Here is a 24,259-nt window from a genome sequence, read left to right as displayed (position 1 = left end):
TATTATAATTGGGTTTTAATATTTTTAATAAAAGTTTTTGTCCCATCTGGACTTGGCTCAGTTGTTATTTCTATGCTTTGATTTAATGCTAGACGATTAGATGAAACCAATGCCGGCGGAATACTTACTTCTAGAGGGCTATCATTATGTTTAAAAGTGCCCCATCCGTTATCGGCTATTCGACATACTTCCCCAGTAAGAGACGTAGACACAATAGTCGATTGAACTTTATCCCACTTGGCTTGATTCTTTATTTTATCATTATTATCATCAATGAATGGTTTTAACCAGTCTAAAGTGTCTAATAAAAGCAAAGCTATGCTTTGATACAAAAATGTATTTGTATTTGATGCCATATAAGCATCAACACCCAATGATTTGCCCTCATTGTGTGAACCATCTTGGGTGACACTCAAGATTTTATATATATTAAAAGCGACTACTGGATGTATAATTTCTTGTTTATAAATATAATCTCTGTGTTTATCTGATAAAAACAATCCCGATCCATTAATCCAACCTTGATCTTGGATAATTTCATCTGGGATACAGCCAATTTCATTTAGCTTCGCGAAAACTGCTTCTATAATTTTTCTTATTCCATTTAGAGAATCTTGAGCTATTTTAATTTGGCTTGGATTTTCTAATCCTAAAACTAAATGGTGCAATCTATCGAAATGTTTTTTACCAAGATAATTATCAGTGCACATTTCAAAAGGATTAAAATATTTTAATCTCACCCTGACACTATCTCTTTCATTACAGGCTTTAATTATGTCTTTCCATAAATCAACCTGATCCTGATCACTATTTTTATCATAGGTTCTCTTCCCATAGTTTTCATCTTCAAAAGTCAATTGATGACTGTGCTTACTTTTAACAAATTCCTTTTGACCCGAATATACGAACCACGGAATAACTATATCCTGAGCTTTAAGTTTCAATATTGTTTTTGCAACTTCTCTAAATGCTATATCCGTGTAGTTCTCTTGCTCCGTATCCCCAACAAAAAAAAGTCCATCTAATAAAATTGCATCATAATTATCAGGCGATGAAGTTAGCATATCTATGCCAACTTTTGCATTTGTTACACCGATAAGCTCGATATACTCTTCGTTCGCATTATCAATTATATTCATCCCTTTATTAGAATTAAATTCATCATCAAACCATAATACTTTATACATATTCATCCGGATTAGTGGTAAATGGTAATTTTATTTCAAAACTTGTAGAAATTCTTGGATAGTCAATGCCTTCCGAACCACTTTCGTCAGTTATATCAACATACCCTTTGTGAGCTTCAATTATTACTTTAATTAAATAACCGCCAAAACCATCGCCTCCGTATTGTCCGACACGTTGTCCTTTTCTGGTTAAATCATCTATAGAAAAATTCTCCGGAATAACCTTTCCATTGTTTGAGATGTCTAATTGCAACATATTATCTGACTCAAAGTCAAACATTAAATCAAATTCAATTAACGGATTTGGCTCGTCGTGAAAAGCGTGCTTTACTGCATTTTCAACAATATTTTCTAAAGCCGTTCTCAACATCTCTCTATTTCCTAGAATATAAATTGAATCAATGTTATTGTTCTCTATTAAAGAGCGATCATATTTAAACATGGTACGAAATTCATGATTCCTATTTGCGGATAGCACTTGCGTATATTTTTCAATAAAGTCAATGAAATCAATAGGTGTCATGCTCATTGTTCTAACATCTATCTCGACACTTGTTCTATTCAATGTGTTTTTGATTTCTTCCAAATCTTTACTTATAATATTCAAATGCTCCCCTAAAGTGATCTTACTTCGAGGTGTTTTAGTCAATAACTGTAAATCTGGATATATATTAAATATTTGCTCATTCAGTATCGCCACTACTTTTGAAAAGGAGTCTCGAGTATTCTTAACACTACCGGCTAAGGAATGTCTTAAGTATGAAATATCATCCGCAATCTCGATCCCAGCATCAGTTTTTAATTTATTTAACGATACCTCTTCTTTCCTAATTAATGTCATCATTTGATTAATGACATATTTATTTTGCTCTTCAAGTGTTGGCAAAGAAATTCTTAAACTAAGAATATCCTCATTTCTCATTCTCATTGGCTGTGTGCTGCCTCCAGTTAACATTCTAATTTGACTCTTTATTTCCTCAGATTTAAGAATATAATGTATGTATTCCAGATTAATTTTATTCTCATCCTTCAACTTCAAAACAACAATTTGATCTGATTGAAAAAAAATGATTTGAGAATCCTTAGAAATTGCACTATGCAATAAAGAACCAGCAGTATTGATAAATAAATATTGTCCAGAAAGAAATTTAGGCCTTCTCTTTGATGAAATTTCTTTAACGATGCTTACATCCAAATATGGCGAAGAACTTATAATATCTCGCACTTTTATAATTGGATACTTATCCATCTCTGGTGACAAGGTGCCGTTCGCTATTTCAAAGAATTCTGCTAGAGGCGTTCCATTATTTTGAGCCACCATGAACCTTCCAACACTAAAATCATAGTTTTCTTGCTTAATTTGATTTCCCGAAACAGCAACACTAAATTTTTCTTCTTTGGCATTGATAATTTCCAAGGATCTTTTAACATCAAGCACTCGATTTTTAGCTTCGGTAAGATAGATATCTGACAAATCAAACATTTTAATGGGATCATTGGTGGGTCTACTATTTTTAAGGATAATAATGCTCGTTTTAACACCAGTATTATGAATAATTCCGGCCGGCAAACTAATGATACTGTCCAACAAGTTTTTTTCTACTAAATACGTCTTTTGAGCAATATCATTTGAATTTTGCGTAAGAAGAAAGCCTTCAGGAACTACAATTACAACTTGCCCATTTTCGGATATGGAACTTATAGATTTATCAATACCATAAGCATAACTATTATTAAGAGTATAAGCACCTAATTTGGAAGGAATTCTCACATCTCTCCACTTAATAAATGGAGGTTTACTCACTATTATATCGAAGTCTATGGTTTCGGGCCAATTTTCTATAGGATTTTCTACTCTGTATTCGATACTAACAGCTCTGGATTTATCTAACCTAATAAGGTTTAACTTACCTAATACCCAAGTAGAATTAATTTCCTGTCCATAATAACTTTCTTCATTATTAAGATGCGTTGCAAAAGAAGCTAGTCCTGCAAACGGATTAAAGACTTTAGCTCCTTTTGGTATATCAATAATTCCCATAATTAAGCTAGTGATCTCATTTGGGAGCAAAAATTCTCCGGAATATTTTCCCTGATTACTTGCTATTTTGAACAGAAGATTATCAAAAACCCGATTAAATACAGACTCAGAAATGTCACTATCTATTATCGAAAACTTTTTAATTATAATTTCTAAAGGCCATTCTGGTATACCATCGATTATAGGCTTATAAATTTTTAACAGGTCACAGTATCTATGATCATCTTCTAAAGCATAGTAAAAGCCCTCATAGTCAACCTCTCCTTCCATGAGCTCTTTCCCAATTATACCCTCATAATATGCTGACAGAAGAAAAAGGATTACGTGATATTGTTCTACTGATAAAACACTGCTAAGACTGCTTATTAATCGCCAGAGGGATTCAGTGATACTTTTTACCTCTACATTTTCTATATAATTTTCTTCTCTCATAAACTTCTATAAATTCAACTCTGCAAATTAACAAATGTATTGTGCAATTTGCTTGCATAGTTATTCATTCTCTATAGTAATATTGTATATAATGTCGTGATCCACATCTTTCCTAATCGTAAAAGGCGTGTTTTCATTAGACATCTCCGCTGATCTTAAATAATCCATTGGTTTGAAACCATGGGCGATTCCGCCATCTATTCTGAACTCAAAAGATAAATTTTTTGATTTGAAATTAAAATAGCGATAATGAGGTAACCCGCGCTTCTCTTCAGTCTCAACACTATATGAAGTCCCGTTTGATAGGAGGTCCAAGTCATATTTGAAATCTTCAATTTCAAAATAATTATGGATGATGAATTCTGGGTATCTATTTTTTTCAAAGGCTCCCTTTTCCGAATAGATTTTGAAGTCTTTAATTGTGAAATCAGCTTCTTTTTGAAATACGTCAACAAATTGCAGCAATAACCTCAACGAGAACTCTGATTGATTGTACTTATCATAATAGGCCACCGAGAATTCTTGATTTTTAATTTTAGACAAGAAATCAGAAGCATCACTAAGGTTAATCAACATTAGCTTAGCCAGATCATCGCTTTGAGATCGAAATGGAATTGCACTGAATCGTGATTGGTAGAGGTTAGTGTTGGTTAAATCGGGAAGTTCAGCAGGTGGATACACAATCCATTCGCTTTGCTCGATTTTATAGAAACGTTCTTCTAGATTAAAAGCCCAGACGGCATCTAAACTTGAATAATCTGATTTAGACACGTAATTGACAATTTTATTGTTGTTCAACAAAATGGATAAATGCACCGGATATTGTTCTTTAATTTTAGTTTCATTCTGTGTTAATCCGTATTTATACAATAACATCGTCACAGATAATTTGTCTTGAGTATTTGAATACACAAGGCTTCCCTCTACCACTATATTTACATCTGGACAATTTCTTTTAATATTTTCTATCCAATTTAAATCTTCAAGCTTCCAGTGTTCTAATTGGCTATTAACGTGAATATTTATGCCTTTGATTCCAAAATGATAATCCATACGTGCAATTTCACTTGCCAGATTACCGAAAATGGAACTTGCTTCCGGATGGATAGCCAGCAAGTCTGATGGCACGGTACTTTTTACAGCCGTTTCAATCCATTTATAAGCCAATTCTCGATCTAGCTTTTCAATATGCCATTGTGTGGATCGATCTACTAAACATTTAGTACATGCCGATTTGCATTCACAGTTTTTAAGCACATTGTAGGCTTCTTTTAAGATTTCAGCAGTGTACATCGCAAACTGCGAAGCATATCCTGCACCACCTTTAGCGGCGTCATAAATAAAAATGGTGCGGTAATCTTTATAGCGCTTGACACCAAAACCTAATTCGTTCTCATTGACAGCGAGATAATTTGCTAGGGTTTTAGTAAATATAACCCCCAAAGAATAAACCAAACGTTCATCATTAATATAGGCACCATCACTGTTTTTTAAACGAATTTCAGTAAAGTCGGTTTTAAATCTACTGCCCAGAATAATACCATCACGAATATTAGTGGCAGTACAGATGTTTTCTCCATCTTCCCTCTTACCACCTCTTAAACGCTTATGCCCATCAAGCAATTCATGCGCCGTTTCAACACGCCCACAATCTAAACACAAACTATACCCCTGACCTCCCCCTGTATTATAGAACAAAATCTCAGAGTTTTCCTGCTCATTACTCATTCGGAAATCTAGTTGACTACTTTGTTGAAGCCCCCAAGGTTTAATGTTCAATAATAAGGGCTCTAGGTACTGTGCTTTAGTTCTATCAGAAATTGTTCTTGTTGGCGTTCTATACAAATCAACGGCAAAGCCAACGGGCTCTACCAGTTCTGTAAATTTACCTCCTTTACTTCCGAGATCAATTCCAACAAAACTATTAGTAGCATCACATTCTGGACAGTTTTCATCATCTTTATAGGATTCGGTACTTCTCTGAAAACCACAATAACTACAGGCTTGAATCAAAGTACGCTTACCAGCTTCTCCGCGAGTATTTTTCATTATGACTCCTGCAGACTGATAGTTCAATCCATCAATAAGGATGTTGTTGCCCGGTGCAAATTCTGTTAAGGCGCGCTCTATTGAGTAGCTCGGATTTTCGACGGTATAGTTTCTACCAATATCCTTAGAACTCGTTTTTTCAAACTCGACAATTCCAGTTGGCAGTCCCGCATTAGGCAGAAAGCTTACCTCAGCCAAATAGTTTAGAACAAACTTATCCAAAAACTGTCGTTTACGATAGTTGACGGCTTTATATCCAGGACTATTGTTCCCAAGCTCATCATTTAGCTTTTCCAACTCTAGATCATATCCCTCTAATTGGCTTCTAACCTCCGATACTATATCTCTAAAGTTGTCCGACACCATACGTTTCAACTGCTCTGCACTTGCTCCTTGTAAAGGCGTACCTTTAACAATACGACTAAAGGACCGTTCATAATCTTTTGCAGATATATTTTCCAGCCAGTTCAGAAATGCTTCTCCTATTGTTGGGGTCCCCTCAATAAAGAAGTTCTTTATATTTTCGACAACATTAAGGCCTTTTTCTTTATTATTTTCATGCCTAATAAAAATCCCAAATAATAATGAATTGATGTGTCTTTCGACAATAGTCTTACTGTCAAATTTTAAATTTGGAGATGCTATTTCATGATCCAACGCCCATTTTGGATTATTCATAGTGCGCAGTCCAATAGGATTAGGTGCACAAAATGTTAATGCTAATGATTTATTTTCTGAACGACGCCCCGCTCGACCAGCTCTCTGCAAATAGTTGGCAGGCATGGGTGGCACATTACTCATAACTACAGCTGAAATCCCGCCGATATCGACACCCATTTCCATAGTAGTTGAACAACTAAGCACATTAATTTCTCCTTTTTCAAATTGTTCTTCCAATTCATTCAGTCTCTTTTTGCCTTGTTGCGCAGAATGCTCTCCTGCTAAATACAATGAACTGGGCGTAAAAACCCGTTCATGTAAATTGTTCCACAAGCCTTTACTACGAGCTTCCTTACTTTTTTCATCAAGCCATGTATCCACTAAAGACGCATCGACGGACTCATTTTCATGCAAGTGATATGGATGTGAAAACACAGGGAACTGATTGGTAAAAGCTGAATCAATACTGTAGAGTTCAAAGTTTTCTTGTGACAAAACCCCTTTAATCCATGGGGAATAGCCTCTAAACACCTTATCTAATAATCTTCTTTTAACGGGACACAAATATTGAACCCCTGCGATTTCAAAGTTGGACTTTTCCATAAGGTTTATCCTATAACCTCCATTGTCCTCAGATAAAAGTTTAGTTCTTAAGGTTACCCAAATTTTATTAAGCAATTCATTCAAGTCATCTTCTCTATCCTTTGTAATATCTTCTTTTTCATACCAACCTAGCCCTGCACAAATCAATAAAACAAAGCGTGACTGAGAATTGCTTTTAGGATTATATTGTGGCCATGTTTTGGCATTGGGTTCATCTGAATTTGGCGGAAAAATTAAATCTGAACGATGAAGCGATATTGTGAATGTATATAATGAAGAATCATATAAATAATGAAACCCAGAACGTATCACATAATCGGCTGCAATCTTCAACAAGTCCTTCCATTCTTGTAGAGTAACCCCTAGCCTTTCGGCTTCTTCTGGCAATGTCACACTATCAAGTGATGGATAAACCAAGTTTATCAAACCTAAGTTTTCAAGAGATCGCTCCCTTGGTTTTCTCCGTGCAAATTGATCGAAGAATAATGACTTGGCATAGGTGTGATTTTCTATAACAAAATTATCGCCTTTAGCCGCTTTAAAGAACAAGGTTTTGAAATCCTGTTTTGACACGATATATTCAACTATATCATTCCAGGACGCCCTACTTTGCAGTAGAGGTATGCTATTACCCCCAGCTAGCTTTTCTTCTATTAACCTTAATTTGTCTTGAATTTCTTTCTGTAAAAACACAGGAGCTCTATTCAATTGATCTAAAAAATACACTCTTTCTTCGAGCAGCTCTTCATGTGATCTATCTTCATCACCTTCGTGCATTTTGTTAAGTAAAAAATGATAGGTCTGATAGCGTATCCAATCACTTTCACTATCAATATTTATCATTGCTGAAATTTTAGCCGTTCCCTGACGGCTATCTGTAAATGATATATATTTTCTTCCGTCATGAATCGTATATGGCGTTCTATCTTTAGGTTTAGCCACTTGCGTTTGATCCAAAATAATATCAGACAAGATTCTATTTGTGAATGCTGAAGAGACCCTGAAGTGCATTGGGTTTGCATTTAAAGAATTGCAATGGGGACACCTTTTTTCCTCATCCTCTGTCATCCACCATTGATCACCGCTTTTCAGTACCCCATGTCCATCAATATTAGTAAGCGACATACGATCATTGTGATATTTTTGTCTTCCATTATTGCGCACTAAAAACACTGAGCTATCGAGTGACTTTGTGTCTTCTAGAGTTTCTGAATCTTCATCGTGATTATCCATTTGAAAAGCCTCATAGCCAACACCTACTTTTTGTCTGATTTGACTATTAGGCTTTTTGTCAATTATAGTATTTACTTTCTCACCTTCTAGCATTATGTTTCCGCAGGAGTTACAGGCAACTAATTCAAGCAGCTGATGTCCACAATTACATTTTTTACCTGCCACAGTGTACATTGACCCTAATGCAATTTCTGGTTTATCATCTTTATGTTCCTTGCATTCTGAGTTTGTACATACATACACGCCACCTATACCTCTAGTAAAGAAATGACCTCGAACTGGAAGTAGGTTATTTCCATTAATCTGCTTCTCTGCAAGCGTGTCAACGATTTCTAATTGTTCTAGCGGGTCATTAACTCCTAAATACTCACCAATTTCCCTTTGACTTAAAGCACTTTCCTTCAAAAATTTATCTCTTAATACTTTTATATTATTTTTTGAGAGTACCGACGAGAGATTTGGAATCTCACTATCTTTTATATGCGTGTTTACACGGGTTCCAGAAATCACTTCTATTTTATCTTCATCAATACCACATAGACCAGACATGAATTTTTTCAATTTATTGCCATCACCACTACCCACAGTTGCGGAAGTGATAGCAAATCTCAAATCATTTACATCCACTCCAAAAGCATCTGCAACTCTACGAATCAAAAGTGCCATTTCTGCAGCCTTTGAACCTGTTAAAGTATGTGCTTCGTCTAATAAAATCCAACGCAATTTACCTTTTGACTTTTCTAAAATTGGAACATCAGCATTTCTTACCAGCATATATTCCAACATTGTTGGGTTTGTAAATAATATTTGGGGAGGTGTAGCTCTTATTTGTTCTCTGGAAATTAACTGTGGAAGGCTTTTCTCTCTATCATTTCTATTACTAGTATTTGGGGTATCCCCTGTTAATAATGCATAACTAACTCCTTCCAAAGCCGAACACCAAGCATGCATTCTCTTTCTCTGACTTGCGATAAGCGCATTTAAAGGATATAAGAAAATAGCATTTATACCTTGTTGATTATTACAGTGTTGATGAATATCCTGCAGAACGGGTAACATAAAACACTCCGTTTTACCTGAACCTGTTCCAGTAGTCACGGCGATAGATTTATTTTTGTTCAATAACATGTCCCAACTTCTTATTTGGTGCTTGTAGGGCTTTCTGCTTTTTGGGAATCGATAATCTTCTTCTTTGATATTGTCTAAAGCCTCTATAAACTCTTTTTTAAACATTGTTGATGTTTCGCCAAAATCGAGTTGTCCCTCTTCCCAAGGAAATGTATTTTGAAACACAGCCTCTGCCATTATTGGTTCTTCGGAAAGCAAATACTTAAAGTAATCTTGCATTTCTTTATCTCCAGTTGCCCAAAGTGAAAGAATGGCATCGGTTAATCTATTTTCTGTTTTGGTATAAAATTCTTTAAAATTCATTTTTGGTTTAGTTGGTTTTTAGTACATGCAATATAGTGTCCTTATAAAAATCAGGACTTAAATATTGACTATATTGAATATTTCTTCTAATGGTATTTACTTGTGTATTAACGCCCCATATAGGGTATTGCGTTGGTACATTCTTGATGGATTCGGCTACCGCAATTGGTGACTTTACTAAAAGTTGTACTCGGTTGTGATCTTTGACTGGAATATTATATTCGCTTGTTACTCTTGGAATGTTTGCTGGAAGCTCTTCAAGGACTCTTTGCCCTAAGCGCGACCGGAGTTCATTAATTCGCATATGTGAAACTTTTTCAACGTGAACATTATTCCCGGACATGACTTTAAATACCAAGTCTAGTCCTACTTCTTGCATATAGCTTGATATCAAAGACATATATTTATGATAATAATAAGGCTCCACATTAGCAAAATCAAAGATCTCATTTAAAGCACTAGACCAATCATCATTTGCTATCCAATGAAAACAAATCCCTAAGTCCTTTTCCATTTCTGGAATGTCTTGCTGAATGAATGTGTTAATATCTGTTTGGTTTGTGCTAATAAATAGAAGTGCTTTAGCTGCTGCTTTAGAGTTGGATGTGAGCGCTCTAAATTGATCGAATGTCGAAAAAGGAATATCATATCCGTTCTTGGAACAAATAGTAAATAAGGATAGTAGTTTCTGCCATATATCAGCATCAAAAGAACTCTCTAAAAGTTGCTCTCCGTATGCTTTAATTCTCTCCTCTGGTTCTACAAATGTGTAATTTGGGTCTAGATTTATAAATCTTGGCATCAATTGGCTTCCTTCTACTTTGGAAGATATAATAATCCATTGTTTAATTGTTTCATGAGTTGGAAACTTAAATTTTTCACCTTCTTTATCTAAAGGAACTACCGTTACATCTGTACTCCAATCGTTTAATGGAATGGCAAATAAATCTAGGACCTTATCAGAATTTACTAGTTCAACATGGCCAGCTTCTTGGTCAATGTATAATGCATGGGAAAACCCCGAAACCTCATATGTTTTTTGATTAGTACCTTCCTTTATCTGTAAACACACTTTGTTGGTATAATCCATAGCGTCAGCTAGATAAAACAATCGTACTATTTCATCTCGATATGAAATTAAGGGTTGAAAAGTTGGAATGATTGATTTAGAAATCTTAACATCGGTATTTACCTTATTACTTAAGGTTAATACTGTTTCTCTGCCCGGAGTAGTTAAGAGACGTAACCCGTATAGGTTTCTTAACGACAGATTAGCACTTTCATCTATGATATTACCATCTTTATCCACAAGGGCCATGCCTTGAAATGGTGATTCCATCTGGAAATGCAGTTTCCTTTGAGTTCCTATCCCTAATGATGCCTTAATCATCGTAGGAATTTTAGAGCTTCCTTTATTTACTTTTAATGTATATTGGTTGTTGTCACTGCTTATATTGAATAAAGGGGTTTCTATTAAATTAATAGCCAACCCTGTTGCTCCGTTAACGGTAATCTTTGCTCTATCAATGGATGTCTCATTATAGTCAATTGATAAATTTCTAATATTATATACAAGGTCGTAAGCAGTTAAACCATTCATTTCGATTTTAACACTGACACAACCTAATGGCAAGTTGGCAACTTGCGATAATTCCGTCCAATATGTACCGGGACTATGTGACTTTATCCAAACTTGATATTTAGATTCTGGAATTAAATTATCACTAGTATCATATAAAAACACTTTAAACCCAGCTCTGACAATTGGCATATTAGATTTTATTATCCATTGCGGTTTTTTACTAACAATCGTCCAATCGAAGGATTCAACATCACTTAAGAATTTTCTTCTTTGGTCGTTTTTCGTAATTTGTAATTCTCCCTCAAACTCTAACCATTTCATTTCTTTATCAAGAATCACAATGTTTTCAGATTCATAATCTGATTCCCAATCTAAAGGCATTAATACAGAGGCACTTTTATCCGTACTCCCGCTCCCTTTAATTAACCTCCATTCGTTTTCCGTGTATTTAGACCAAAGCGTAGGTTCTGTTACGGATGGTGTGATCTGAATAAAATCAGGAACCTCTATTTTATTACCATCTACTATTATATAAGCATTTAATAGGTTGTCATCCCCGTCCCAATTATGACTCTTTTGATTGAACCAATCTGTTTTATAATTACCTGAGTAGAGTCTTTTAAATACACATATTAATTTATCATTTATATAAAGTTGATATTGACTACCCTCAGTATTAATGCCGAGAATTCCTGAAAGTGCTTTTTGCGTATAAGACGATGCTAAACCGAGAGTCAACTGAATTTCAACGCGATTTTCCGATTTTCTCATTAACCAATAATTTTTTGATTTGGTGAGTCTAGATTTTGTTTTTAATTCGCTTGCACGGATCTTAAGTTGACTAGAAATACTTTTTAGGGTAACATCAGAATCTAATAAATCATCATAGATGTTTTCTTTATTAAGTATAGAGCGGACTATTTCAAAACAATTCTCATAAATTGTATCATTTCTACTCGAGACTGGCAAATGATTAACGATATGTGGTTGGAAAATAAAATCTTCTATAGTTTCTGGTTGCTCTTCTAAAACTGCTAATAGAAAATTTAGATACCCTCCTTGATTGGCACTAATATGGGTTAGAGGCAATCCCCCCTGAAGCAATAATGTTTTGAAGCGTAAGGTGTTCTGCTTAACAATCCATTTAACCCCTAGCATTTGCCCTCCTTTTTTCGCTATTTTATAAAAATCGTTGTAATTAAAATAATATTTACTATTCCCCCCTATAGACTCAAAAACACTTTCTTTTCTCGGACTTCCTCCGTCGTAATTACGTTTCCACCATTCCGCATAATACAAGGCAGCATCTCTAGCGTCGATATTATATGATGCTGCAAAACTTAAGGTTTTACGCAATTCCTCAAAATCTGATTCCGTTAAAAAATACTTCCATAAAGGTCGGCCATCATGAGAAGAGAGATTGTTTTTGGAGAGCAATGATTGGAAATAAGTCATATAAATTCATTAATAAATTGTACATATAATTATAAAATTAGTACACATCTTTATAACGTTCGAGCGGAAAACTGCAAGGAACGGGATTATCTGATCTGACGATGGTATTAATTTTATGAAACAAACATAATAGTCCAATGTGCAAGATAAATGCACAGTTAAATCATATAATAGTTCTGCATGACACTAGTGTGTTCTCGCATCTTATGTTTTAGTGATTTTGGTTCAAGCACCTCTACGTCGTGTCCATAGGACAAAATCTGTTGTACCAATTCATTATTTAAAATTGTATCGAACCATACTTGATCTTGTTTGTCTTCTTCTAAAAACTCGTCGTAATCCGGCTGGAATGGTTTTGTTTTAAAGTACTGTTCTCTTCCATTATGAAAACGAAGAATAACTCTTACAACCTCTGCATCGACTGGTCTTACCACGCCTACCATCGTTCTGAAAAACGTATCCCAGTCGGTATTAGATTCGATATAAGAAATATCTTCTAGAATATTAAAACCAATAAGTCTTTCATCTAATGGAATGCTCCATTCTTTGGTCTCGCGAGTTTTGTTTAATCCAAAGACGAACCATCTTCTATTATATTGTTTTAGAAGGTGCGGATGAAATTCAAAAGAACTTGAGTTTTCATCTTTAAACCCTTTATAAGTAATTTTAAGTACTTCCTTTTTCTTAATGGCTAAGTAAAGTGGTTTCAGATGTTGAATACCTTTATATTCTTCGTTTTGGTCGTAAAACAGAATTTTTGAGGTGTCAGTTTCTGAATCTTCTTCATCCTGAAACTTGATCAAAGCTTCGGCTAGTTTATCGTACCTCGGATGATTTTCAAAACGACTTAATAACTGCTGCGCGGCATCAATTAAATACTGTTCGTGACCCATTAATGAACGCTGGGCAATTGAGAATTTTGGATCGGTATATTTTAAAACACGTATATTCTCGGGTAATGGTGCGCCAAATCCTCTTTCTTTATCTCTAAACACTTTTAGATCATCTCGTAAAGTTCTTGTGGAAATGCCATCTCCAGGATACAACTCGGCAATACCCTCATTCACGAACTTCAGTAATTCCTCAAAATTGAAGGACTTGTTGCGAAAGCAATAATCCAGAATATTATATCTTAAATGTGCGTGGGTGCTGTTGGCCATTATTCAAATTTCTTTCTATTCTTTCCAAATGAAGTCATACTCCTTAAACTCTATCTCATTAATAAAAATTGACAACGTATCATTGATTATTAATTTACGGCATCACTTATGAAATAGAACTTACGAGGTTGACTTTATTAATTTTTCGTGATGAATTACTAAAAATCACAACCATCTTCTGGAAAACTTGATTGTGTCATCATTTAATGTTAAAAATAGCAATTTATATCGATTTAGTAAGAATTAGAGGCAATTGTGATAAAAGCTATGATAAAAGACCAGAGTGCCTGTAATTCTGCATGAAAAATTAGCGGAGAAATGGATGGTCAAATTAGAAGGCGTTAAAGATCAAAAATTTATTTTGGAGCTTACTCAGGGATAGCCAGATGCGAAACTGGAAGCTCTTACGGTTTCAAAATTGAGAGTGAAGGGACAGTGTACTTTGTTGGAACTTGTTTTCTGGTCAATACGGAATTTAGAAGCTTCCGCTAAACAAAGCCCTAAAAAGGGCTTAAACGAGTACATCTTTTTGTGCATTCATGGAGTTGCGTAACTGTTACCAATGTTGGCCATTGGCCTTTCTTTTTGTTCGTTAATATAATCCACTTCCCAAATACTTTTTGACAAGTCAAATAATAATTCTTGACGCTCCGTAATTGTTGAGCAATTCCAAGCAGTAAAGGACTTTAATCGTTGGTTAAGTCTAGTAATTGCGGTGTTAGTTCCGACATTTTCAAGTTTTGAAATTGATTTAGTCAAATAGATTGAAGATTTAGAATATTCTCCAACTTTATGGCCATAAAAATCATTATTACCAATCGAAGCATTTATACTTTTTTCGAGCAAAGTCAGATTTCCTAATTTGATTTTAACCTCATCATATTCTTCTCCTATTTTTTCTCTTAATCCCTTTTCAGGAGTGAAAGGTAAAATATGTTCAATTTCAATTCCAGTTGTAATATAACTATCAAGTGTTTGAGGAATGTAAGAACCTAACCTTTGTTGATCAACATATTGAGCTATTTTCGCTAAAATATATCTCATTCGATAATGCTGAACTGAATTTTGATTTAGCTCTAGAAAACTACTTCTGTAACTATTCCTTTTTTCGTCAACTTCTGGCTTAATTTTATCTTTAATAAATTGGTCTAATTCGTCTGCTGTTTGTATAGTCAATAAGTCTTTTGCCCACTTTGAAAAGTTCCGCTCAAATTCTTTCGTTGGCTCTCTTGTAATAAAATAGAAGAATATTAAGGTTTCAATTTGTTTAGCAAGATGGTCGAAAAGTGGTTTGGATAATTTTCTGCCTGCTAAAAGTAATATCAAATGTTGTCGGAATGATCCCCCTCCCAATTTTCTAATATTATTTAGAAAGATGTTCTGCCCGAATTGGTCTTCTCCTTTAAAGTATTTGACATATATCTCTGCATTTTCAATTAGTAAACTAACAAAGTCAAAGGGCTCTTTTTCGTAATTACATTGAATTGTATTTTCGGGTTTTGTAATCCAATTATAAATTTCATCTTCTCTTAAAATCTCATCCCCTTTTGGACTATTAACATTATAATTTGCCATTATAAAATAACGCAGGAAACGCAATGGTTTTTCATTGTTTTTTGCTAAAATGGAAACTAATTGCTGCCATTTAGTATTGAGTTTTGTAAACTCCTTTCGATCAACCTGCCTAAATATTAGGTTTTTAAGCAAGTCCATTGGATTTAAACCAATTCCTCTTTCGTTGATGGTTTCAAATATTTTTAATGCGTCATTTATCTCAGGTGTTTCAATCTGAATGAATTTTAGTTTACGATACAGATAAACAAAAAATTTTTTAAGCTGTTCAGGTTTGTCTTCTCTGAAATTTTGATTTAGAAAAGCAATTATGTTTTCGTATGCATTGAAAAGTCTTTCAGCAGAACCTTTTAAATTTTCAGGCCTGTCAGAAAGTGAAGAGATTACGTTTAAGATATTGGAAGAATCCTTGTATTGAAGTTCTAATTTATATTTATCTATTGAATCTCCTAAAGCATTAACTGTTTTATCCTTAATCATTCGGTCAAGTGTATCTGTGTCTAAATTCCATTCTTTATAAACAGATTTTAAAGCACAAATAATTAAAAACAAAGTAGTTGTTCTTTGTTGACCGTCAATTAATTCGTAAGAACCATTATTGTCCTTAAAAACTACAGTACTTCCAATAAAATATTCTTTGTTGTGATTGTTATCGAACTCGTCAAAAACGTCAGACAACAATTGATTTACTTGTCTTTCTTCCCAAACATATTCTCTTTGATAATCAGGAACTACATAAAAATTTTTGAAGCATTTTTCTAAATCGAGGTAGTCAAATTGTATTTGAATATTATTTTTTTCAGTCATGTCTTTATTATGTGTTATAGTTCTTTTTTAACTAGTTGCCAATAATCGGATAGCCGCAACTCGTCGCGCCTATCACTCTTATACATCAAACATATTAATTTCCAAGACATTTCCTACAATTAGTATTTAAAAAAATCAATTACGCTGGACTCACCCCCTCTTATCCAAACTAGACGACTCAACCCCTACAAAATTAAAAATCTCACGCATTCTTGAGCGAACCCGTTCGCAGTAACGTTCCTGGATTTCTGCGGCGTTGAAGTCTTAATGAAAGATATTTTCAGGAGTTAAAAATTATTTATGGAAACGTTTTACTTAAAATATGATAATCGCAAGTTATCCACATACTACAATTAATAGCAACAAACAGCTACAATTATGAGTAATTTTGTAGAATGGAAAAGAATATTTTGCATCTCGATTTGGATACCTTCTTTGTTTCGTGTGAGCGATTAATTGATAGCCGATTGGTTAACAGACCGCTATTAGTTGGTGGCACGGGAGATAGAGGTGTGGTTGCGGCTTGTAGTTATGAAACGCGAGTGTTTGGCGTGCATTCGGGAATGTCGATGAAGGTGGCGCGTAATTTATGTCCGGAGGCTATTGTGATCCGAGGGGATGCTTCAATTTATACAAAATATTCACATTTGGTTACGGAGATTATTAAGGAGAAAGTTCCGGTATTTGAGAAAGCGAGTGTTGATGAATTCTATGCTGATTTAACTGGAATGGATAAATTTCATGGCTGTTATAAATATGCTTCTGAGCTCAGACAGAGTATTATTAAAAATAGTGGCTTGCCGATTTCATTTGGATTGTCGGTCAATAAGATCGTTTCGAAAGTTGCCACTGGAGAAGCGAAACCCAATAACCAATTGAAGATCGATGCAGGTTTTGAAAAATCTTTCCTTGGCCCTTTATCCATTCGGAAGATACCCTCTGTGGGAGAAAAAACATACCAGGTTTTGCGGAATTTAGGCGTTGATAAAGTTAAGGTGGTCCAACAAATGCCCATCGAAATGATGACCAGCGCATTGGGTGCCAATGGTGCCACCATTTGGAAAAGGGCTAACGGTATTGACAATCCGCCGTTGGTGCCATTTCATGAACGCAAGTCCATTTCAACAGAACGCACTTTCAATAAAGACACTATTGATGTCAAACAGTTGCGGACCACCATTTTTGCCATGGCCGAGAATTTGGCGTTTCAGTTACGCAGAGGGAATAAAATAGCTGGGGTGATCAGTGTGAAAATTCGGTACTCAGATTTTAATACGTATAGCAAACAGGTTAAAATTCCTTACTCCAGTGCAGACCATGTTATCATTCCGAAAGTGATGGAACTGTTTGAACAATTGTATCAACGTCGCTTGTTGGTGCGATTGGTTGGCGTGAAGATTAACGATATCGTCAGCGGCCATTATCAAATTAATTTATTTGATGATACCGAAGAAATGCTCAGTCTTTATAACGCCATGGATCATATTAGAGGCCGTTATGGCGAAGCCAGCATTATGCGCGCCTCGTCTATGGGCGCCAACTCTATTGGAAGATTTGACAATCCATTCAATGGCGAACCCCCAACAGTATTAGCTCATAGAAACCAGTAATGTATCTCAACTGTCACTCATATTATTCCCTTCGCTACGGTACGTTTTCTGAAATAGAACTTTTGGAACTTGCCAAAACAAATGGTGTCCAGGCCTTAGCATTAACGGACATTAATAATACCTCGGCATGCTTAAATTTCATTAGAAAAGCGAAGGATTATGATATCAAACCTGTGGTTGGGATCGACTTTAGAAATGGGAACAAACAAGTATATGTCGGTCTTGCCAAGAACAATGAAGGTTTTCAAGAACTTAATTCCTTTCTATCCCATCATTCGGAAAACAAAGTTAAATTACCTGAGCTCGCTCCTGTTTTTGAGAATTGTTATATCATTTATCCTTTTGAGCATGTTCTGCAGTTAGAAAAAACTGACTTTAAGGTTAATGAATTTATAGGCGTTTCGATTGAAGAGTTGCGGAAACTAAGGTTCTCTAAGTTGAAAAATCTGGAAAGCAAATTGGTGGTTCTGCAGACCGTGACAATAAGAGGAAAAAAGGATTTCAATGCGCACCGGTTGTTACGAGCTATTGATAAAAACACTTTATTGAGCAAACTTGATAAATCGGAGGAATGTAAGGTTACAGAAAAAATGATTCCTTTGGATGAAATAAATGAAGCTTTTGTTGATTTTCCACATATTATTGAAAATACGAATCGGATCTTGAATAGCTGTGCTATTGAATTTGGCTTTGGAGAACATCGGGTTTCACAAAATTTAAAGCTTTATACGGATTCCGCTGCAAACGATTATAAACTACTGGAAAAACTATGTCACGATAATTTACACAAACGTTATTCCTGTCCGAATGAGGTAGTTTTAAACCGGTTACAAACCGAGTTGGATACTATCAAATCTTTGGATTTTGTGGCCTTCTTTCTGATCAATTATGATATTGTTTCCTATGCCAACAGCAAAGGTTATTTTCATGTAGGGCGTGGTAGTGGCGCCAATAGTATTGTGGCCTATATCATTGGGATCACCGATGTGGATCCTATTGAGTTGGATTTATATTTTGAACGTTTTATCAATCCGTTTAGGGCTTCCCCACCCGATTTTGATATTGATTTCTCCTGGAAAGACAGAGATGATGTAACGGCTTATATTTTTAGGCGATTTCCACATACCGCGCTAATGGCTACTTATAATACCTTTAAATATAGGGCTGTGGTTAGAGAGTTAGGGAAAGTGTTTGGATTGCCGAAAGAAGAAATTGATAAATTGAGTAAAGGGAATTACGCAGTTTCACAATTGGATGAGATTTCGCAGTTGGTTTTGAAATACGGGAAATTGATTGAGGGATTCCCGAACCATTTGAGTGTTCACTCTGCTGGCGTGCTTATTTTAGACCGACCTGTGCATTATTACTCGGCAACGGATATGCCACCCAAAGGATTTCCAACGGTTCAATTTGATATGATCATCGCGGAGGATGTGGGTGTCTTCAAGTTCGATATTTTAGGTCAGCGGGGTTTGGCCAAGATTAAAGATGCTTTGGATATCATCGCAGAAAACAGGCCAGAAGTCCCTCCTATTGACATTACCAATGTTGAAGCTTTTAAAAAGGACAAGAATATCAACAATCTTTTGAAAGCGGGAGGTGCCATTGGCGCCTATTATGTCGAATCGCCAGCCATGCGCGGTCTGATGCAACAATTACAGACCCAAGATTATATCGGATTGGTTGCTGCAAGCTCCATTATTAGACCAGGCGTTTCTGGATCGGGAATGAAAGAGGAATTTATTAAGCGGCACCGGTATCCTGAAAAGAGAAAAAATGCCCATCCGATACTGATGCAAATTATGCCTGAGACTTATGGGGTGATGGTGTATCAAGAGGATGTATTAAAGGTTGCCAATCAGTTTGCGGATTTATCGCTTGGTGAGGCCGATGTATTGAGACGTGGGATGAGCGGTAAGTTTCGATCACGTCAAGAATTTGTTGCCGTGGAAGAAAAGTTTATATCCAATTGCAGGAAGAAAGGTTTTACGGATGAATTGATATTTGAAGTCTGGAATCAGATCAAGAGTTTTGCCGGTTATGCCTTTGCCAAAGGCCATTCCGCATCTTATGCCGTGGAGAGTTACCAGAGCTTGTATCTGAAATGTTACTTTCCTTTGGAGTTTATGACTGCCGTACTGAACAATGGCGGTGGGTTTTACAGTGTGGAACATTATTTACACGAAGCACAGAAACAAGGCGCCACCATTTGTGCGCCGTGCATTAATAATAGTGAACATCCGAACCGATTGATTGGCACCTCCATTTATTTAGGTTTTGGCTACCTGAAAAATTTAGAGACTTTTACCGTGCAACGGCTTTTAACGGAAAGGCAGTGGCATGGTGCATTTAGTTCTCTGGATGATTTTATAGATCGCGTTACCATAAGCATAGAACAGCTAACGATTTTAATTCGCATAGATGCCTTCCGGTTTACAAAACAATCGAAAACAGAATTACTCTGGCAGGCTATTTTTAAATTGAATGCCGACGGTGCCAAAAGTCAGCAAGCTAAGTTGTTTAAAATCCAGCACAAGGCATTCAAGTTGCCTAAATTAAATAGCAATTGGATTGAAAATGCTTATGATGAAATGGAGCTGTTGGGCTTTCCTTTATGTAATTACTTTAATCTCGTTAATGGAGAAATGGCCAATGGTGTTCTGGCGAGTCAGATGAAAGATTTTATAAATAAGGAGGTTTTAATTTATGGCAGCTTGGTTACAACTAGATTCAACAATACCTCTCAAGGGAAATTAATGCGGTTGAGTACTTTTATAGATATTAACGGAGACTATTTTGATGCCGTTCATTTTACTGATGTGGTAGAGAAATACCCAATTAATGGATTGGGAGTTTATGCCTGTTATGGTCGCATAACTGATCGGTTTGATTTTTATAGCATGAATGTGGTTTGGAGTCGTAAAATGGGGATACTGGAGGATCCACGGAATAATTGAATGCTACAAATTTGGTGTAACATGCTGTTAAGGTTGATCAAAATAGTTGCAGGTAATTCGCAATACTGTTAACTTTAAAATAAAAATCATGTGTTACGATATTAGAGCGACCGTAGAAACCCAATTGAAACGCGCCAAAACAAAGGGTGATGCACAAGCCGTGGATGAAATTATGGAAACATTAATTCCTCTCACCGATTTACCACTCTATCACAGCTCGGGGTTCTCGCATCCTGACTTATTGATTTATACGGATCGCTCTCCCAATTACCCCGAAGTTGCCACTTGGGGACTGGTTCCGCATTGGGTGAAAAATGAAGCGGATATGAAAAAGAGTTGGAATAACACTTTGAATGCCCGCGGGGAAACCATATTTGAATTAAATTCGTTTAGACGGGCTGCCAATGAAAGCCGTTGCTTAATTTATATAGATGGGTTTTATGAACATCATCATTTTGAGAAAAAAACCTATCCTTTTTATATTTACAAAAAAGATAAATCGCCCTTCATTTTAGCTGGACTTTTTAATGAATGGGTCAATCCTGAAACTTCAGGGAAAATGAATACTTTTTCTATTGTTACGACCACGGGAAATCCGCTTCTGGCTAAAATCCATAATAACCCGAAACTTAAGGAACCAAGAATGCCTGTGATTCTGCACGAAGAATTAGCAGATCAATGGTTGGCCAAATTAGAAGGCGAAAAAGATCAGAAGTTTATTGAGGAGTTAATTCAGGCATATCCGGAGGAAGAATTGGAAGCTCATACGGTTTCGAAATTGAGAGGTAAGGAGTATATGGGGAATGTTCCAGAGATTTGTGAGCCTGTGAAGTATGCGGAGTTGGTTTTTTAGGGGTGTTTTTTTAGTGGAACGCTTATTTATAAGAAAAATTGAACTTCCGTTCACTCAATATTTAAAAGTCTATAGTATATAATGCTTTCCTACCTGTTTCAGTTACTTTTAAAGCAAAGGGTTCTTCATTCTTTGAAACATGAATTTCAATAACGGGAGCACCACTTATATAATTACCTATTTGAACTTCACACTTGAACCCTTTTTTTACTGGACCGTATGTCTGATTCCAACTTCTTGTCTGATAGCCACTATTGGTGTATTTCCCTTCTGGGGTTGTAGCTGTCCAATTACTAAAACGACCATAGGCACCAGTACCTTTTATAACATACTTCACATAGTAATTGGTATTTTTTACTTGTTCATTATTATCCATTTCCTCTTTACTACAAGAAGAAAAAGTTAAAATATTTAATACACTAACTATTAGGGTGAGTATTAAAACACCTTTCTTAGGAAAATGTGATTTCATTTTTATCTTGTTGTGTGTCCTTTAGAACAGTTATTATCTTTTTTTTACTTCCTTATTGCAATCAAAAACCGAATAGAAACCGCTTGTTATGCATATTTCTCATAAACTCCAAACATACTCATTTCCAATAAGTTCCCCTAGAATTTATTATTAAAAATCAATAAAATTAAAATTACGTTTTCTTATCAATTCTAGACGACTCAAATCCCACCAAATTAAAAAGCTCTCGCATCCTGGAGCGGACACGTTCGCCATAGCATTCTTGAATTTCTTCGGTGTTGAGGTTGGTAGTGAAATGAGTCTTGAAGCTTTTAATTTGAAAATCTCAAAACGGGTAATTTAAAATGGTCTGAAAACGAACAATTTCATTCCATAGTAAATGTTTGAAAAAACAACTCCATGTCATGTGCAGGAATGAGTCCCTCAATATTTTTGGGCATCTGCTCCAATGTAAGTTGGTCAATCTTTGAGTAGGCATAATCGGCGCCCAATAGATCCTCCAGCAGGATGGCCATGGCCTGATATAACAACACCTGGGGATGTTTCCAGAATTCAGAGAGATAAATTGTAATATCAAACATCTCGGTATCCGAACAGTAGTTGGATGGGGCAAACATGAGATCGCTGATCTTGATTTTGAAGTCGCCAAACTCATAGTCAGGATCGGTGCCCTCAATGATTTTGCTGAGTTTACGTTTTGATCGTTTTTTTAGAGAAAATTTCCATTTGGGCAATTCCGGGGCTTTGCTGAGAAGATAGTTTACCATCACAACCACACTCCTATCCCCACTTGAAACGAACTTTAGTTTATTTTTCTTATTTTCTTCTTTAGCGTACTTTATAAAAAAAGTTAAATTAGAACTATAATAACTAAGTTCTTCTTGGGCTTCTAACATCAAATATCCGATCTTATCAAAGTCCTTCGGATTCTCCAAATGTTGGTAGTTATCTCTAAACCAATTCCAGAAGTGGTTATGGGTACTCATAGTGTAAGTAGGATTAAGCTGAGCCAGGTCATTATTAGGAACTAATATACTGAATGAAAGCGATATAACTACACATAAATTAAATTAAAATCCGTTAATCAAATTACGTTCAGAGCCTCTTATCCACACTATTTGCTTCAAACCCTACCAAATTAAAAAGTTCGCGCATCCTGGAGCGGACACGTTCGCCATAGCGCTCTTGAATTTCTTCAGCGTTGAGGTTGGTGGTGCAATGGGTTTTGATGCCTTTGTCTTTGAACAAGTCATAGCGTGAGATTAAAATTTCGCCCAGGACATTGCAGTCTTTACCGAAATGGGTACCTATGTTCTCAACACCCAAATCGTCGAAGCAATAATCTTTGGCATCACAGTAGTCCTCAATCATTTTGTAGCCGATGGCATTGAAACCAAAAACAATGTTTCTTGCCGGAACGATGCTATATTTTCTTTTGTGCGGGACGAGATGTGGCAGCAACATCATCATAGTGGTCTTACCGCATCCTACAGGTCCCGAAAGCAACAATCCCTTATCTATGTCGATTCCGAATTTAAGAGCGAACTGGCGGTCTTGAATGAAGTAACTGGATAGTTTAAGAATCAGCTCATGGTCTTCATTGTAAATTTTAAAATTTTTACCGAACATCAATTTCCCTTTGATCTGGAGGTAAAGTAAAATTTTGTCGAAATTGTAGTTAATGACTTTTCCGTCTAGCGTACCGAGTTCGAATTGCGAAGCTCCTTCGTAAATCACGCTTGGGTTGCTCAAGTTGTAATTTGATGAAAAGTGTTTCATTTTTTTAGAGTTTAAAAATTCTGGTTTTGACATCAAAAAAATTAAAGGGGCTGGTTGTAATCTTTATTTCGAGTGGTATGGAGGTTGTCCCGATTTTGGGACAGTTGGGAACCATTTTCAATTGTTTTGTTTTTTAAGGCAATTTCAGCCGCTTTAATCATCCAATTTTTTGCAGTGGCCTGCCAATTTTCGATTTGGACTTTACCTCCCAATTTCCAACCTGTCGCTTCGTAGTGATTAAAAAATTTGGCAGCTTCCATTTCCGACCATTTTTGTTTTTTAAAAAAATCTAAAACTTGATTTTCATTTTTTGGCTTTTGTAGTTTATAACTGTTTACTATTGTTTTATTATGTTTATATAAACGTCCCACTACTT

12 protein-coding genes and 2 pseudogenes are annotated in these 24,259 nt (G+C 35.6%); 3 read left to right on the top strand and 11 right to left on the bottom strand.

The window, feature by feature from the left end; genetic code table 11:
- Positions 1-2: 2 nt before the first annotated feature.
- The 6 genes from ESZ48_RS04205 to ESZ48_RS04180 form a co-directional block, all read right to left on the bottom strand.
- Positions 3-1,187, bottom strand: coding sequence for a hypothetical protein (locus tag ESZ48_RS04205; protein WP_129016083.1), 1,185 nt, complete (start codon positions 1,185-1,187; stop codon positions 3-5).
- On the bottom strand, positions 1,180-3,660 hold the full coding sequence (locus ESZ48_RS04200) for an N-6 DNA methylase (RefSeq protein ID WP_129016082.1): 2,481 nt from the start codon (positions 3,658-3,660) through the stop codon (positions 1,180-1,182). Before ESZ48_RS04200 ends, ESZ48_RS04205 begins: the two co-directional genes overlap by 8 nt.
- Before the next feature lie 60 nt (positions 3,661-3,720).
- Positions 3,721-9,636, bottom strand: a complete 5,916-nt coding sequence (locus ESZ48_RS04195; RefSeq protein WP_129016081.1) for a DEAD/DEAH box helicase — start codon at positions 9,634-9,636, stop codon at positions 3,721-3,723.
- 7 nt (positions 9,637-9,643) lie between these two features.
- The gene (locus ESZ48_RS04190) at positions 9,644-12,673 is read right to left on the bottom strand and encodes a hypothetical protein (protein WP_129016080.1); all 3,030 of its coding nucleotides are present in this window, start codon (positions 12,671-12,673) and stop codon (positions 9,644-9,646) included.
- A 158-nt stretch (positions 12,674-12,831) separates the two neighbouring features.
- Positions 12,832-13,833 (bottom strand): helix-turn-helix transcriptional regulator, encoded by a 1,002-nt coding sequence (locus tag ESZ48_RS04185; protein WP_129016079.1) that lies wholly within the window; start codon positions 13,831-13,833, stop codon positions 12,832-12,834.
- Between the two features lie 537 nt (positions 13,834-14,370).
- A complete protein-coding gene (locus tag ESZ48_RS04180) occupies positions 14,371-16,212 on the bottom strand; it encodes a DUF262 domain-containing protein (protein WP_129016078.1) in 1,842 nt (613 codons plus the stop codon).
- 395 nt (positions 16,213-16,607) lie between these two features.
- Between ESZ48_RS04180 and ESZ48_RS04175 the strand changes: the two genes are divergently transcribed.
- From ESZ48_RS04175 to ESZ48_RS04165, 3 genes are all read left to right on the top strand, one after another.
- Positions 16,608-17,822: a DNA polymerase Y family protein gene (locus tag ESZ48_RS04175; RefSeq protein ID WP_129016077.1), complete on the top strand. Its 1,215-nt coding sequence runs from the start codon at positions 16,608-16,610 to the stop codon at positions 17,820-17,822.
- On the top strand, positions 17,822-20,779 hold the full coding sequence (locus ESZ48_RS04170) for a DNA polymerase III subunit alpha (RefSeq protein ID WP_129016076.1): 2,958 nt from the start codon (positions 17,822-17,824) through the stop codon (positions 20,777-20,779). Before ESZ48_RS04175 ends, ESZ48_RS04170 begins: the two co-directional genes overlap by 1 nt.
- An 88-nt stretch (positions 20,780-20,867) precedes the next feature.
- Positions 20,868-21,632, top strand: coding sequence for an SOS response-associated peptidase (locus ESZ48_RS04165; RefSeq protein ID WP_129016075.1), 765 nt, complete (start codon positions 20,868-20,870; stop codon positions 21,630-21,632).
- Positions 21,633-21,693: 61 nt separating this feature from the next.
- Here ESZ48_RS04165 and ESZ48_RS04160 read toward each other — a convergent pair whose 3' ends face one another.
- From ESZ48_RS04160 to ESZ48_RS04140, 5 genes and pseudogenes are all read right to left on the bottom strand, one after another.
- Complete coding sequence (locus ESZ48_RS04160) at positions 21,694-22,104, bottom strand: hypothetical protein (protein WP_129016074.1); 411 nt, start codon at positions 22,102-22,104, stop codon at positions 21,694-21,696.
- 172 nt (positions 22,105-22,276) lie between these two features.
- Positions 22,277-22,408: pseudogene (locus ESZ48_RS19755) on the bottom strand (ATPase); the annotation flags it as partial.
- A 61-nt stretch (positions 22,409-22,469) separates the two neighbouring features.
- Positions 22,470-23,090 carry a hypothetical protein gene (locus ESZ48_RS04150; RefSeq protein WP_129016073.1) on the bottom strand — a complete coding sequence of 207 codons (621 nt, stop codon included), beginning with the start codon at positions 23,088-23,090 and terminating at the stop codon, positions 22,470-22,472.
- Between the two features lie 109 nt (positions 23,091-23,199).
- On the bottom strand, positions 23,200-23,883 hold the full coding sequence (locus tag ESZ48_RS04145; protein ID WP_129016072.1) for a P-loop NTPase family protein: 684 nt from the start codon (positions 23,881-23,883) through the stop codon (positions 23,200-23,202).
- 41 nt (positions 23,884-23,924) lie between these two features.
- Positions 23,925-24,259: pseudogene (locus ESZ48_RS04140) on the bottom strand (hypothetical protein); the annotation flags it as partial.

Origin of the sequence: Gelidibacter gilvus (assembly GCF_004115975.1) — a bacterium.
Classification (GTDB): domain Bacteria; phylum Bacteroidota; class Bacteroidia; order Flavobacteriales; family Flavobacteriaceae; genus Gelidibacter; species Gelidibacter gilvus.
The sequence above is the reverse complement of the archived record's forward strand: the minus strand, read 5'-3'. Positions and strand labels throughout refer to the sequence as shown.

Coding starts and splice junctions, on each gene's coding strand:
- ESZ48_RS04170 (WP_129016076.1), top strand. CDS start 17,822: ATGTATCTCAACTGTCACTCATATTATTCCCTTCGCTACGGTACGTTT.
- ESZ48_RS04190 (WP_129016080.1), bottom strand. CDS start 12,673: ATGACTTATTTCCAATCATTGCTCTCCAAAAACAATCTCTCTTCTCAT.
- ESZ48_RS04175 (WP_129016077.1), top strand. CDS start 16,608: ATGGAAAAGAATATTTTGCATCTCGATTTGGATACCTTCTTTGTTTCG.
- ESZ48_RS04205 (WP_129016083.1), bottom strand. CDS start 1,187: ATGTATAAAGTATTATGGTTTGATGATGAATTTAATTCTAATAAAGGG.
- ESZ48_RS04185 (WP_129016079.1), bottom strand. CDS start 13,833: ATGGCCAACAGCACCCACGCACATTTAAGATATAATATTCTGGATTAT.
- ESZ48_RS04200 (WP_129016082.1), bottom strand. CDS start 3,660: ATGAGAGAAGAAAATTATATAGAAAATGTAGAGGTAAAAAGTATCACT.
- ESZ48_RS04165 (WP_129016075.1), top strand. CDS start 20,868: ATGTGTTACGATATTAGAGCGACCGTAGAAACCCAATTGAAACGCGCC.
- ESZ48_RS04150 (WP_129016073.1), bottom strand. CDS start 23,090: ATGAGTACCCATAACCACTTCTGGAATTGGTTTAGAGATAACTACCAA.
- ESZ48_RS04195 (WP_129016081.1), bottom strand. CDS start 9,636: ATGAATTTTAAAGAATTTTATACCAAAACAGAAAATAGATTAACCGAT.
- ESZ48_RS04160 (WP_129016074.1), bottom strand. CDS start 22,104: ATGAAATCACATTTTCCTAAGAAAGGTGTTTTAATACTCACCCTAATA.
- ESZ48_RS04145 (WP_129016072.1), bottom strand. CDS start 23,883: ATGAAACACTTTTCATCAAATTACAACTTGAGCAACCCAAGCGTGATT.
- ESZ48_RS04180 (WP_129016078.1), bottom strand. CDS start 16,212: ATGACTGAAAAAAATAATATTCAAATACAATTTGACTACCTCGATTTA.